The sequence below is a fragment of the Gemmatirosa kalamazoonensis genome (assembly GCF_000522985.1).
Taxonomy (GTDB): domain Bacteria; phylum Gemmatimonadota; class Gemmatimonadetes; order Gemmatimonadales; family Gemmatimonadaceae; genus Gemmatirosa; species Gemmatirosa kalamazoonensis.
On record NZ_CP007128.1, the window covers coordinates 2,472,786 to 2,486,134 of the forward strand.

Sequence of the window (13,349 nt, forward strand, 5' to 3'; positions counted from 1 at the left end):
CTAACATCCTGCGCCGCAACGTGTTGAACGCGTTGGGAGGGAGATCAGGCACGCCGCCTACCGTTCACGCACACCTAACGCGACGGAGGACGACGATGGAGACCATGCAGCAGATCACCGACTATCAGCGGGTGTGGTCCGATGGGCTGAACCGCGGCGACGTGTCGACCGCCGACGAGGCGTTCGCCCCCGACTGCACCATCCACTTCATCGGCCTTCCCGAGCCGGTGCGCGGCGTCGAGGCGTGGAAGCAGCTCGTCGCGGGCTTCCTCACGGCGTTCCCCGACATGCACTTCACGATGGACGAGGGAATCGTCTCCGGCGACCGGGTCGCCTGGCGCTGGCACGCGCGCGGCACGCACATGGGCCCACTCGGCCCGCTGCCGGCCACCGGCCGAGCGGTGTCGATCTGGGGGCTCATCGTCGACCACGTGGTGGACGGGCGCGTGGTGGAGCGGTGGGAGCAGTTCGACCAGACGGGGATGCTGCAGCAGCTCGGCGTGCAGTGATCGAACCCGAACCCGAAGCGACTGCCTAACGGAGAGGAGCGATGGATCTGAAGCTGCGAGGGAAGTGCGCCGTCGTCACGGGTGCCAGCCGCGGCATCGGCCGCGCGATCGCGCTGCGGCTGGCCGACGAGGGTGCGGGCGTCGCCATCTGCGCCCGCGGCGAGCCGGCGCTGCGCGAGGTCGAGGCGGAGCTGCGCGAGCGCGGCGGCCCGGTATACGCCGCGCCGTGCGACGTGAGCGATCCGGCGGCGCTCGACGCCCATCTCGACGCCGCGCGGGCCGAGCTCGGACGCGTCGACATCCTCGTCAACAACCCGAGCGGCTTCGGCTTCGGCGACGACGAGGCGACGTGGGCGTCGAACCTCGCCGTGGACCTCATGGCCGCGGTGCGCGCGAGCTGGAAGGTGACGCCGTGGATGGCCGCCGCGGGCGGCGGCGCCATCGTCCACATCTCGTCCATCGCGGCGCTGGAGGCGCTTGGCTTCCCGCCCGCGTACAGCGCGTCGAAGGCGGCGCTCGTGAGCCACTCCAAGTCGCTCGCCGTCGCGCTCGGGCCGCAGAAGATCCGCGTCAACGCCGTGACACCGGGCTCGATCGAGTTCCCGGGCGGGATCTGGGACCAGATGCGGCAGGGGAATCCGGACTTCTACGGCGCCGTGCTCGGGACGATCCCGTTAGGCCGCATGGGCACGCCCGAGGAGGTCGCCGATGTCGTGGCGTTCCTGGTGTCGGAGCGGGCGAGCTGGGTGACCGGCGCGTGCATCGTCGTCGACGGTGCGCAGCACAAGGGCAACCTCTGAGCACATGACCATGTCGACCACACTCACCGAAGATCGCGTCGCCGCCCGCCTCGCGCACGTCGAGGAGCACGCACGCGCGGAGAACGCGCACGAGCTGGACGCGCTCGTCGCCACGTTCGGCGACCGACCGTTCTGGGAGGACCGCGCGAGCAGCGAGACGCACCAGGGCCGCGACGGCGTGCACGCGTACTACGCCGACCTGTTCGCCGGCTTCCCGGACTTCCACTTCTACGTCGATCGCCGACACGTTGCGGCGGACGCGGTGATCCTCGAGGTGACGGTGCACGGCACGCACACCGGCACCTGGAAGGGGATCCCGCCGACCGGGCGCCACGTGACGTTCCCGGTGTGCGTCGTCTTCACGTTCGACGACACGGACCGCATCCAGGCGGAGACGGCCTACTTCGACCGCCTAACGGTCCTCACCCAGCTCGGCGTCGCCTGACGGCGGAGTGTCCGACATGCCCGACACACCCGGCTGCCGCACGACCACGGTACCGACGCGCGACGATCCCGCCCGGGACGCGCTGTTCCGGAATCTGCTCGACAACCCGCCGTTCCCGGCTGGCAGTTCGCTCGAGGCGCAGCGCGACATCCTGGACGCGCTGCAATCGATCAATCCCGACCTGCCAGCTGACGCGGCCGTTCGTCAGGTCACCCTGGCGACGGGAGCGCGCGCGGAGCTCGTCACCCCTCCGGAAGCACACGATGCTCGCGCCATCCTGTATACGCATGGGGGTGCGTTCGTCAATGGGCGCTCGGCAGGGGTGTGGCAGTACCCGGTGTACCGCATCGCCGCCACCGCCGGCGCCAAGCTCCTTCATGTCCTCCATCGCCTGGCGCCCGAGCATCCCTTTCCGGCAGCACGAGACGACGTCCTCGCCGCCTACGACCATCTGCTGCGCACCGGCTACGACCCCGAGCAGATCGTGTTCGTCGCCGATTCTGCCGGCGTGAACATCGCCCTGACGGCACTGCTCGCCCTCCGCGCTCGAGGAGCGCCGATGCCGGCCGGTCTCGTGAGCATCGGCGGATGGATCGACCTAACGGACCGCGACGAATCGTCACAAGAGGGTCCGCTGGATCCGCTCGCCATTCCAGCGCAGCTCAACGCCGCGGCCCGCGCATACCTCGGGCACACGGACGCGCGCTCGGCCGCCGCGAATCCGCTGCATGCCGACTTGCACGGGCTGCCACCCACGCTCTTGCTGGTGGGCGGGAGTGAATTGCTGAAGGCGGATGCGCTACGGTTCAGCGACCGGGCGTGTCGAGCGCGTGTCGAGGTTCATGTCGAGGTGTGGGAGGGGCTGCTCCACGGGTGGTACCTCTTCGCCAACGGCGTCGCCGACGCCGAGGCCACGTATCGGCGAGTCGGCGACGAGGTGCGCCAGCGATGTCTCAGCCGAGCCGAGCCAGGAGCTCGCGCGCGGCAACGAGATCGGGCGTCTCGAGCCCCTCGGTGAACCAGTCGTGGACGCGAGCGAGCGTGTCGCGGGCGCGCGCACGCTCGTCGCGGGCCTGCCATACGCGCGCGGCGGTCGTCGCCGCGCGCAGCTCGAGCGACCGCGCGTCGCGCGCGCGGGCATCCGAGAGCGCGCGCTCGAGGCACGCGTCGATCTCCCCCGCGTCCCCGCCGGCAGGCACCAGCGCCTCGGCGCGCAGGCGTTCCAGCTCGGAGTCCCAGTAGTGGTCCGCCGTGGTCGCGGAGCACTCGAGCCCCTCCACCGTCGCGGCGAGCGCGTCGTCGACGCGCCCGGCGTGCAGGCACGCGTCGGCGAGGATGGCGAGGAACTGCGGCCGCGCGATCAGCGAGCCCGCCGCCAGCTGCCCCGCGAGGCTGTCGCGGATCTCCGTGATGCCTTCGTCCACGCGTCCCTGCATCGCGACCGCCCAGCCGTGCAGCACCATCCCCCACGCGAGCGTGGTGACGATGTCGCGCTCGCGCGAGAGGGCGACCACGGTCTCCGCGTACCGCAGCGTGCCGGGCACGTCGCGCAGGAAGTGATGCACGAACGCGCCGAACAGCGGCGCGAAGCCGCGCGCCTCCGGGTGCGGCACGGCGTCGGCGAGCGCCAGCGCGGCGTGGAGCTGGCGCAGCGCCTGGTCCGGGTAGCCGAGCACCCACAGCGTGCGCGCGTACTCCGACGCCAGGTTGACTCCCGGCTCGACGGGGAACGACACGAACAGCGGGCTGAGATCGAGCCCGTACGCGGCGAGCCCGCGCTCGAAGTGCGTCAGCGCGCGGCGGTGCTCGCCCATGTGATGCAGCGTGACGGAGAGCGCGTTGTGCGCCGTCACGAGCATCGCCCGGTCGCCGACGCGCTCGGCCATCTCGAGCAGCTCCTCGCCGATCTCGATCGCGACGTCGAGCTTCGCCGCCACGACGTAGTACCCCCACATGCCGCCGCCGACGGCGAACAGCTCCGGGCGCGCGCCGAGCTGCTTCCACAGCTCGAACGCGCGGGCCGCGGCCACGCCGACCTCGGGGTATGCGAGCCCCTGCAGGGCGCCTAACGCCGCCGCGAGGGTGCTCTGCAGGTGCAGCTCCTGATCGGTGCGCTCGGGTGTGTCGGGGAGCTGCGCGACGAGCCGCAGCGCGCGCCGCGACAGCGCCACCGCCTCCTGGTTCGCGAACACCCGCGCCGCGCCCTGCGCCGCGACGAGCATGTGCTCCACGGCGCGCCGCGTGTCGCGCGCCGCCTCGAACAGCGCGGCGAGCTCCGTCGCGATCTCGGCACGTCGCTCGCCGTACGCGTCGAGCAGCGCCTGCGCCCCGCGCGCGCTGAACGACACGCGTCGCGACGGCGCGAGCGCGGCGTACAGCGCGTTCTGGTAGAGCACGTGCACGAAGCGGTAGCGCACGTCGAGCGTGCCGTCGGGCAGCTCGTGCTCTCGCCCGCGCCGCACGAACCGGTACACGCGATCCAGCACGTCGAGCCGCTCCTCCACGTCGGCCGGGTCGGCGCCGATGATGGCGGCGACGATGGCGGAGTCGAACTCGTAGCCCTGCACGCTCGCCGCGGCGAGCAGTCGTCGGTCGTCCTCGCCGAGCTGCTCGATCTTGCGCTGGATCATGCCGCGGATCGATTCGGGGAGGTCGTGCTCGATCGCGGGCACCGACTGCGCCAGCGCCCACCGCCCGCCCGCGTCGGAGACCACGCCGCGCGTGCGCAGGTCGCGCAGCAGGTCGGCCATGAACAGCGGGCTTCCCTCCGTCTTCGCGTGGATCAGCGCGGCGAGGCTCGGCGGGAAGTCGTGCCCCGGGAACTCGAGCCACAGGTACTGCTCCACGTCGCCCGGCGTGAGGAACTCGAGCGCGAGCTCGCGGCACACGCCGCGCGCCTGCAGGTCGAGCTTGAGCTGCGCGAACGGGTGCCGGCCCAACGCCAGCTCCGCCGGCCGCACGGTGACGACGACGAGGAGCCGCATGCCGCCGAGTCGCGTGCCGAGGTACGCCAGCACGTCCACCGTGGACAGGTCCGCCCAGTGCAGGTCGTCGAGGAAGAGCACCACCGGCGCGGCGCGCGACAGCTCGTCGAGGAACGCGCCGAGCTCGCGCTTCAGCCGCTCCTGCGAGCTCGCCTGCACGCGCGCGAGCTCGCGACCCTCCGCGGAGTTCCCCGCCGCGGCGGGCGCGAGCTGGAGGTACCACGTGGGCGCGAGCCGCTTCATGAGCGTGGCCGCCGCGCCGTCCTGCCGCAGCACGTCGAGCGCCTCGAGGATCGGTAGATACGCCTCGGTGCCCGCGAGACGCTCGGAGCAGCGGCCGCGCGCGACGCGACACGCTCGCGTGGCGCTCGACACCTCCGCGAGGAACTCCTCGACGAGCGTCGTCTTGCCGATCCCCGGCTCGCCGGCGACGCTGAGCAGCGCGCCGCGGCCGCCCTCCGCGGCGGCGAGCGCCTGACGCAGCGACTGCCGCTCCTGCGCGCGGCCCACCGTGTGCCGCGGCGCGGCGGCCGACGGTCGCGCCGTCGTGTCGACGCGACCCTGCGCCGCGAGCCGTGCGGCGACGTCGCGCGCGAGCGTCGTCACGGACGCGTGCGGCGGCGCGCCGAGCTCGCGGTCGAGCCGCCTAACGAGCGCCTCGTACGCCGCGACCGTGGCGGCGAGCGCTTCGGGCGTGTCCGGCGCCTTGATCGCGTTCAGCACGAACAGCGCGGCGTCCGCCGACGCCGGCTCCGCGTCGAGCCAGCGCTCGGCCAGCGCGCGGCAGTCGTCCCACCGGCGTGCGCGCGCCAGCGCGGTGCACCGCGTCGAGGCGCTGCGCGCGAACAGCGCCGCGAGCCGCGCCCGCTCCCGGTCGCGCCAGTGGTCGAACTCCGGCGCGTCGTCCACGTACACGCCGTCGAGGAACGGTCCGGCGTAGAGCGTCGTCACGCGCTCGTCGTCGCCCGCGGCGGCGGCGACAGTGAGCTCCAGCGCGTCGACGTCGAGCGGCGCGCCGTCGGCGAGGAGCACCTCGTCGGCGAGCGCGCACAGCGCATCGCGGCCGAGCGAGCGGCGCAGGTGGCTCAGCGCGTCGGAGAGCGAGTTGCGCGCGCGGTCCTCGTCGCGCCCGCCCCAGAACACGCCGATCAGCCGGTCGCGCGTCGCGCGGCGGCCGGCGCGCAGCGCGAGCCACGCGAGCACCGCGAGCTTGCGCGGCCGCGTGGCGAGCGACGGCTCGTCGCGTCCGTCCTCGTCGAGCAGTGCGAGGCGGCCGAGCGTGACGAGTCGGAAGCGACCCGTCCGGCGCTCGTGCCGTGCGTGCGTCTTCTGCCGCTCCGTTCGCTCCATCGGCGCCCTCCTCGGGCCGCCAATGTACGGCTGGCGCCGCAGCCCGCTACCTCTCGCCTAACAGCTCACCCGTCGAGGCGCGCGAGGTCGCCCTCGGTGTCCACGTCGAGCGCCGCCTCGTCCATCGCCACGCGCGTGACGGCCGCGCCGCGCGCCCGCAGCCACCCGCCCGCGCCCGCGTCGCCGGTGAGGTGCAGCAGCGCCTCCGCGTGCTCGCGCGCGAACAGCGCCGGCACGCCTAACGCGTCCCCGTACGTCGAGGCCACGACGCCGTACGGGCCGGGAAACGCCGCGACGAGCCGCCGGAGCGCCGCGGCGTCGACGAGCGGCTGGTCGACGAGCGTGACGAGCACCGCATCGGCGCCCGCGTCGAGCGCCGCGCGCGCGCCGACGCGGAGGGACGACGCCATGCCGGTCTCCCACGCGTCGTTCATCACCGCGCTCACCGGCAGCCCGTCGAGCGCCCGCCTAACGAGATCGGCGTGCGCGCCCAGAACCACGACCGCCGGCTCCGCCCCGGCGTCGAGCGCGGCGCGCGCGGCGCGGCGCACGAGCGGCTCGCCGTCGTGCAGAACGAGCTGCTTCGGGCGGCCGAGTCGTGTGGACGCGCCGGCGGCGAGCACCACGGCGGCGACGCGCTTGACGGGCATATCCATGGGCTGCAAGCTAGCGGGCCAATCGGTGTACTGGCCGTCGACGTCCCACCGCAGGATCCGGGAAAGGGGGGATAGCATGGCACAGGTCAGCATCACGGTGAACGGAACGACCCGCACGCACGACGTGGAGCCGCGCCTCCTCCTCGTGCACTACCTGCGCGAGGTGCTCGGCCTGACCGGCACCCACGTGGGGTGCGACACCAGCCAGTGCGGCGCCTGCACGGTGCACGTCAACGGCGACGCCGTGAAGGCCTGCACCGTGCTCGCGGTCCAGGCCGACGGCGCGGAGGTCACGACGATCGAGGGGCTGGGGACCGACGGGCACCTCCATCCGCTGCAGGAGGCGTTCTGGCAGGAGCACGGGCTGCAGTGCGGCTTCTGCACGCCGGGGATGATCATGGCGGCGGCCGACCTGCTCCGGCACAACCCCGACCCCTCGGAGGCGGAGATCCGCGTTGGGCTCGAGGGCAACCTGTGCCGCTGCACCGGCTACCACAACATCGTGCGCGCCGTGCGCGCGGCCGCCGACCGCGCGTTCGCCGCGCAGTCGGCGACGCTGCCCGCCGCCGTCAGGCTGCCGCCCGACGCGGTGCCCGCCGGCGCGCTCGCGACGCAGGCCGGCACCTCCATCTCCGCCTAGGAGGACCACCCCATGGCCACCATGCAGCCGCCCACCGAGCGGCTCGTCGGCGCGTCCGTCCGCCGCAAGGAGGACCCGCGGTTCCTCACCGGCCGCGGCGTGTACACCGACGACGTGAAGATCCCCGGTACGCTGCACGCCGCGTTCGTCCGCAGCCCGCACGCGCATGCGCGGATCGTCCGCATCGACGCCGCGCGCGCGCGGGAGACGAAGGGCGTCGTCGGCGTGTTCACCGGACAGCACCTCGCCGACGCCGGCGTGAACGGCATCCCCACCGCGTGGCTGCTGCCCGACCTCAAGCTGAGCAACCAGCGCGCGATCGCCGTGGACGTTGCGCGGTACGTCGGCGAGCCGGTCGCCGTCGTGGTCGCCGAATCGGCGTTCACGGCGCGCGACGCGGCGGAGCTCGTGGAGGTGGAGTTCGAGCCGCTCCCCGCGGTGGCCGACGCCGAGCAGGCGCTCGCCGACGGCGCGCCGCTCGTGCGCGACGACGCGCCCGGCAACGTCGCGTTCCGCTGGGCGTTGGGCGACGCGGCGGCCACCGACGCGGCGTTCGCGGGCGCGGCGACGGTCGTGAAGCAGCGGCTCGTGAATCAGCGGCTGATCGCGAACGCCATCGAGCCGCGTGCGTCGCTCGCGACCTACAACCGCGCCACGGACGAGCTCACGCTCTACGTCACCTCACAGGCGCCGCACGTGCACCGGCTGATGATGGGCGCGTTCGTCCTCGGCGTCCCGGAGCACAAGTTCCGCGTCATCTCGCCGGACGTCGGCGGGGCCTTCGGCTCGAAGATGTTCGTCTACTCGGAGGAAGTCGCCGTCGCCTGGCTCGCGCGCACGCTCGGCCAGCCGGTGAAGTGGACCGCGGAGCGGCGGGAGAGCTTCCTCACCGACGCCCAGGGTCGCGATCACGTGTCCGACGCGGAGATCGCGCTCGACGCCGACGGCAAGGTGATCGGGCTGCGCGTGCACACGGTGGCGAACCTCGGCGCGCACCTGCTGCTGCTCGCCGCGGCGGTGCCGACGTACCTGTACGGGACGCTGCTCTCCGGGCAGTACCCGATCCCCGCGATCCACGTCGACGTCGTGGGCGTGTACACCCACACCACGCCGGTGGACGCGTACCGCGGCGCGGGACGTCCGGAGGCGTGCTACGTCATCGAGCGGATGATGGACCTCGCGGCGCGCGCCGTGAACCAGGACCCGGCCGAGTTCCGGCGCCGCAACTTCGTGCCCGCGGACGCGTTCCCGTTCCAGACGGCCGTCGCGCTGGTGTACGACAGCGGCAACTACGAGCCGACGTTGGACCGCGCCCTCGAGATGGTGGGCTACGCCGCGTTCCGCGAGGAGCAGGCGCGGGCCCGCGAGCGCGGGCGCTACCTCGGTCTCGGCCTCTCGTGCTACATCGAGGCGTGCGGCGCCGCACCGTCGAAGATCGCCGGCGCGTTGGGCGCGCAGGCGGGGCTCTACGAGAGCGGCGTGGTGCGCGTGCACCCGACGGGCAAGGTGAGCGTGTACACCGGGTCGCACCAGCACGGGCAGGGGCACGAGACGACGTTCGCGCAGATCGTGGCCGACCGGCTGGGCATCGGCGTCGACGACGTGGAGGTCGTGCACGGCGATACGGGGCGCGTGCAGTTCGGCATGGGCTCGTACGGCAGCCGCAGCGGCCCGGTGGGCGGCACCGCGGTCGCGCTGAGCGTCGACAAGATCATCGACAAGGGCCGGAAGCTCGCCGCGCACCTGCTGGAGGCGGCGCCCGAGGACGTGGAGTTCACCGACGGCAAGTTCGGCGTGCGCGGCGCGCCGGGACGCGCGAAGAGCCTGGCCGAGATCAGCCTCGCCGCGCACCTCGCGCACTCCATGCCCGACGGCATGGAGCCCGGGCTCGAGGCCACCACGTACTGGGATCCGTCCAACTTCACGTTCCCGTTCGGCACGCACGTCGCCGTCGTCGAGGTGGAGGCCGAGACGGGGCAGACGACACTCCTGCGCTACGTCGCGGTGGACGACGTCGGCAACGTGATCAACCCGATGATCGTCGACGGACAGCTCCACGGCGGCATCGCGCAGGGCGTCGCCCAGGCGCTGTGGGAGCACGCGCCGTACGACGACGGCGGGCAGCCGCTCGCCGCGTCGCTCATGGAGTACAACGTGCCGAAGGCCGATCAGCTCCCGTCGTTCGAGCTCGATCGCACGGTGACGCCGAGCCCCGTCAATCCGTTAGGCATCAAGGGCGTCGGCGAGGCGGGCGCGATCGCCGCGACGGTGGCGGTGGCGAACGCGGTGCACGACGCGCTCGCGCCGTTCGGTGTGACGCACGTCGACATGCCGCTCACGCCGCCGCGCGTGTGGCGGGCGATCCAGTCCGCGCAGGGCGTCCAGGGGAGGGCCTGACATGTACCCGGCATCCTTCGACTACCACGCGCCCACGTCGGTCGACGACGCGCTCCGGCTGCTCGGCACCCTGGGCGACGACGCGAAGCTGCTCGCCGGCGGGCACAGTCTGATCCCGCTGCTCAAGCTGCGCTTCGCCAGGCCTGCGCACCTGATCGACCTCCGCCGGATCCCGGGGCTCGCCGGGATCCGCGCGGACGATGACCAGATCGTGATCGGCGCGCTCACGACGCACCGCACGCTGGAGCGCTCGACGCTGCTGCGGGGCGTGCTCCCGATCCTCCCCGAGGCGGCGGAGCGCATCGGCGACCCGCTCGTGCGCAACGCCGGCACCATCGGCGGGAGTCTGGCGCACGCCGACCCCGGGGCGGACCTCCCGGCGGTGATGCTCGCGTTAGGCGCCGAGCTCCGCACCGCCAGCCCGCGCGGCGGCCGCACGATCGCGGCGGACGACTTCTTCATCGGGCTGCTCACCTCCGCGCTCGAGCCGGACGAGCTGCTCACCGAGATTCGCGTGCGGCGCCCCGGTCCGGCCACCGGCGGCGCGTACGCGAAGCGGCCCCACCCGGCGTCGCGCTTCGCGCTCGTCGGCGCGGCGGTCGTGGTCACGTTGGGCGCCGGCGAGACGGTGTCGTCGGCGCGCGTCGCGCTCACCGGCGTCGGCGAGCGGGCGATCCGCGTGCCGGCGGCGGAGGGGGCCCTGGTCGGACGCGCGCCGGACGCGGCGACGATCGAGCGCGCCGCGACCGAGGCGGCGGCCGGGGTCGAGCCGCGCGCGGACCTGCAGGGGGACGCCGAGTACAAGCGCCACCTCACGCGGGTGATCACGCAGCGGGCGATCGCGCGCGCGGTCGAGCGGGCGCGCGGCTAGGGTCGTCCGCGCCGCCCCTCGAACGTGATGACGCGCCACACGCGTCGGAGCACTCCGGCGAGTGTGGCGCGTACCGCGCGCGCCAGCATCGGTAGGATGCGCGCCGGCGGAGCCGGGGCCATCGCTTCCATGACGGCGGTCGGCACGCGCAGCTCCGCCGTGCCGGGACCGAGCGCGGGGATCGCCTCCGGCGCCTCGCTCTCCAGACGCGCGCGCACGCACTCGGCGAACTGGCGGAAGAGCTGCCGGCCGACGCTGTCGATCATGCCGCGGCCGAACTGCGCGAGCTTGCCGACGACGTCGACGTCCGCCTCCACGCGCACCTCGGTGCCGCCGTCGTCGAGCGCGACGACGCGGCTCGCCATCGTCATGCGCGCCGAGCCCGCGCCCGCCGTCTCCCGTCCCTCAGCGACGAGGCGCAGCAGCCGCGCGGCGTCGTCCTGCTCGACGATCGTCGCCTTGCCGGTGTACGCCGCCGTCACCGGGCCGACGCGCACCTTCACGCGACCGCCGTACGACCGCTCGCCCAGCTCGTCGGTGAGCTCCGCGCCGGGGAGGCACAGCGCCACCTGCCGCGGGTCGATCAGATGGCCCCACACTCGCGCCGCCGGCGCGCCGACGCGGAACGTCTCCTCGAACTTCATGCGCTGGTTCGTTCGGTGGGGGACACGTTGACAGCCGCGCGCCCCACTCTAGCCTGACACGCGACCGCGTCAAGGAGAGCCGTGCGAGACGAGATCCGCGAAGTGCGGGCGCTCATGGAGCGCGAGGGGTACGTCACCGACCGCGCGGCGGCGACCGCGGTGTACCTCGCGACGACGCTGCGCAAGCCGCTGCTCGTCGAGGGGCGGCCCGGCGTCGGCAAGACGGAGATCGCGAAGGTGCTCGCGAGCGCCCTCGGCGCGCCGCTCATCCGGCTGCAGTGCTACGAGGGGCTCGACGCGTCGACCGCGCTGTACGAGTGGAACTACCCGAAGCAGCTCCTGCACGTCCGGCTCGACGAGGGGTCGACGCGGTCGCTGGCCGAGCGCGAGGCGTCGATCTTCGGCCGCGAGTTCCTGCTCGAGCGCCCGCTGCTGCGGGCGATCACGCAACCCGACCGGGCGCCCGTGCTGCTCGTCGACGAGATCGACCGGAGCGACGAGGAGTTCGAGGCGTTCCTGCTCGAGATACTCTCGGAGTACCAGGTGACGATCCCCGAGATCGGCACCGTGCGCGCGACGCACGAGCCCTACGTCGTGCTGACGTCGAACCGCGCGCGCGAGCTGAGCGAGGCGCTGCGCCGGCGGTGCCTGTACCTGTGGGTCGATTACCCGACGCTGGAGAAGGAGCTGCGCGTCGTGCGGTCGAAGGTGCCGGCGATCGGTGACGCCCTCGCGCTCGAGGTCACGCGCTTCGTGCAGGCGCTGCGCGGGCGCGCGTTGCTGAAGACGCCCGGTGTGGCCGAGTCGCTCGACTGGGCGCGGGCGCTCGTCGCGTTAGGCGCCGCGCGGCTCGACGCCGAGCTGGTGGACGAGACGATGGGCTGCTTCCTGAAGGACGAGGCGGACCTGCGCGCGGTGCGCCCCGAGCTGGAGACGCGCGTCGCCGCGGCGCGGGGCGGGGCGGATGAATGACGAGGCGGTGACGACGTTCTGTCGGTCGCTGCGCGCGCGGGGGCTGCTCGTGACGCCGGGCGAGTCGATCGACGCGGTGCGCGCGCTGCGACTCGTCGACGCGGCCGACCGCGACGAGGTGTACTTCGCGCTGCGCGCGCTGCTCACGTCGCGCGCCGGCGACGGTGTCGTGTTCGACGAGCTGTTCGCGGCGTGGTGGGACGCGCCGCCGGCGGCGCCGTCCGGCGCCAAGCTACGCGGCGGCGCGCCGCGTGCCGTGTCGCTGGAGCGGTGGGCCACCGGGGCGGGGGAGCGCACCGACGACGCCCCGTCGCCCGCCGGGATCGCGGCGGCGAGCGCGGGCGAGTCGCAGCGGGCGAAGGACTTCGGCACGTATCGCGACGACGAGCTGGACGCGATCGTGCACCTCGCGACGCGGATCGCGCGGCGGCTCACGTCGCGCCCGAGCCGGCGGTGGATGCCGGCGCGGCGCGGCGAGCGACTGCACCTCGCGCGGACGATGCGCCGTGCGCTCGCCGGCGACGTCGTGGAGCTCGCGCGCCGCACGCGCAAGCGACGGCGCACGAAGCTGATCGCGCTGTGCGACGTGTCGGGATCGATGGACCTGTACAGCCGCTTCCTGCTGCAGCTCCTGTACGCGTTGCAGCACGCGTTCGCGCGCGTCGAGAGCTTCGTCTTCAGCACGTCGCTGCGCCACGTCAGCGCGCAGCTCGCGCTCGGCACGTATCGCGAGGCGCTCGACCGGCTGGCGCACGACGTGTCCGGGTGGTCCGGCGGCACGCGCATCGGCGAGAGTCTCGCCGCGTTCGTCGACGGCTGGCCGCGGCTCGTCGACCGGCGCACGGTGGTCGTCGTGCTGAGCGACGGCTGGGACACCGGGGAGCCGGCGGTGCTGGCCGGCGCGCTGGCCGCGATCCGCCGCCGCGCGGGGCGCGTGGTGTGGCTCAACCCGCTGTTAGGCAGTCCGGGCTACGAGCCGCTCACCCGCGGCATGCAGGCCGCGCTCCCGCACGTGGACGTGTTCGCGCCGGTGCACAACCTGGAGAGCCTGGAACGGCTCGTCGCGCACCTGAGCCTCTGA

Annotated in this window: 12 protein-coding genes; 9 read left to right on the forward strand and 3 right to left on the reverse strand. The window is 73.5% G+C overall.

All coding sequences use genetic code 11. The features are described 5' to 3' along the window. Positions 1–95 precede the first annotated feature (95 nt). Genes J421_RS10745 through J421_RS10760 form a run of 4 tightly spaced genes read left to right on the forward strand, consistent with a single transcriptional unit; the run spans position 96 to position 2,772 of the window. Positions 96–509 carry an ester cyclase gene (locus J421_RS10745; RefSeq protein WP_025411178.1) on the forward strand — a complete coding sequence of 138 codons (414 nt, stop codon included), beginning with the start codon at positions 96–98 and terminating at the stop codon, positions 507–509. 41 nt (positions 510–550) lie between these two features. Further along, on the forward strand, positions 551–1,309 hold the full coding sequence (locus J421_RS10750) for an SDR family NAD(P)-dependent oxidoreductase (RefSeq protein WP_025411179.1): 759 nt from the start codon (positions 551–553) through the stop codon (positions 1,307–1,309). Between the two features lie 10 nt (positions 1,310–1,319). Next, the gene (locus tag J421_RS10755) at positions 1,320–1,754 is read left to right on the forward strand and encodes an ester cyclase (RefSeq protein WP_158508740.1); all 435 of its coding nucleotides are present in this window, start codon (positions 1,320–1,322) and stop codon (positions 1,752–1,754) included. Positions 1,755–1,770: 16 nt separating this feature from the next. Beyond that, entirely contained in the window at positions 1,771–2,772 is a 1,002-nt protein-coding gene (locus J421_RS10760) for an alpha/beta hydrolase fold domain-containing protein (protein WP_148306257.1), read from the forward strand. Here J421_RS10760 and J421_RS10765 read toward each other — a convergent pair. Together J421_RS10765 and J421_RS10770 are read right to left on the reverse strand one after the other, a co-directional pair. Then, positions 2,708–6,088, reverse strand: coding sequence for an ATP-binding protein (locus J421_RS10765; RefSeq protein ID WP_025411182.1), 3,381 nt, complete (start codon positions 6,086–6,088; stop codon positions 2,708–2,710). The genes J421_RS10760 and J421_RS10765 overlap by 65 nt on opposite strands. Before the next feature lie 65 nt (positions 6,089–6,153). After that, positions 6,154–6,744 (reverse strand): nucleotidyltransferase family protein, encoded by a 591-nt coding sequence (locus J421_RS10770; protein ID WP_104022495.1) that lies wholly within the window; start codon positions 6,742–6,744, stop codon positions 6,154–6,156. Between the two features lie 76 nt (positions 6,745–6,820). Between J421_RS10770 and J421_RS10775 the strand changes: the two genes are divergently transcribed. Genes J421_RS10775 through J421_RS10785 form a run of 3 tightly spaced genes read left to right on the forward strand, consistent with a single transcriptional unit; the run spans position 6,821 to position 10,652 of the window. Continuing rightward, positions 6,821–7,384 (forward strand): (2Fe-2S)-binding protein, encoded by a 564-nt coding sequence (locus J421_RS10775; RefSeq protein ID WP_025411184.1) that lies wholly within the window; start codon positions 6,821–6,823, stop codon positions 7,382–7,384. 21 nt (positions 7,385–7,405) lie between these two features. After that, positions 7,406–9,781: a molybdopterin cofactor-binding domain-containing protein gene (locus J421_RS10780; RefSeq protein WP_025411185.1), complete on the forward strand. Its 2,376-nt coding sequence runs from the start codon at positions 7,406–7,408 to the stop codon at positions 9,779–9,781. 1 nt (position 9,782) lies between these two features. Beyond that, the gene (locus J421_RS10785; RefSeq protein WP_025411186.1) at positions 9,783–10,652 is read left to right on the forward strand and encodes an FAD binding domain-containing protein; all 870 of its coding nucleotides are present in this window, start codon (positions 9,783–9,785) and stop codon (positions 10,650–10,652) included. Here the strand turns inward: J421_RS10785 and J421_RS10790 are convergent. Beyond that, a complete protein-coding gene (locus tag J421_RS10790; RefSeq protein WP_025411187.1) occupies positions 10,649–11,296 on the reverse strand; it encodes an SRPBCC family protein in 648 nt (215 codons plus the stop codon). The two genes, J421_RS10785 and J421_RS10790, sit on opposite strands and share 4 nt — an antisense overlap. An 81-nt stretch (positions 11,297–11,377) precedes the next feature. On the opposite strand from J421_RS10790, the gene J421_RS10795 reads away from it, so the two are divergent. Then, positions 11,378–12,268: an AAA family ATPase gene (locus J421_RS10795; RefSeq protein WP_025411188.1), complete on the forward strand. Its 891-nt coding sequence runs from the start codon at positions 11,378–11,380 to the stop codon at positions 12,266–12,268. 7 nt (positions 12,269–12,275) lie between these two features. Next, the gene (locus J421_RS10800; RefSeq protein WP_158508742.1) at positions 12,276–13,349 is read left to right on the forward strand and encodes a vWA domain-containing protein; all 1,074 of its coding nucleotides are present in this window, start codon (positions 12,276–12,278) and stop codon (positions 13,347–13,349) included.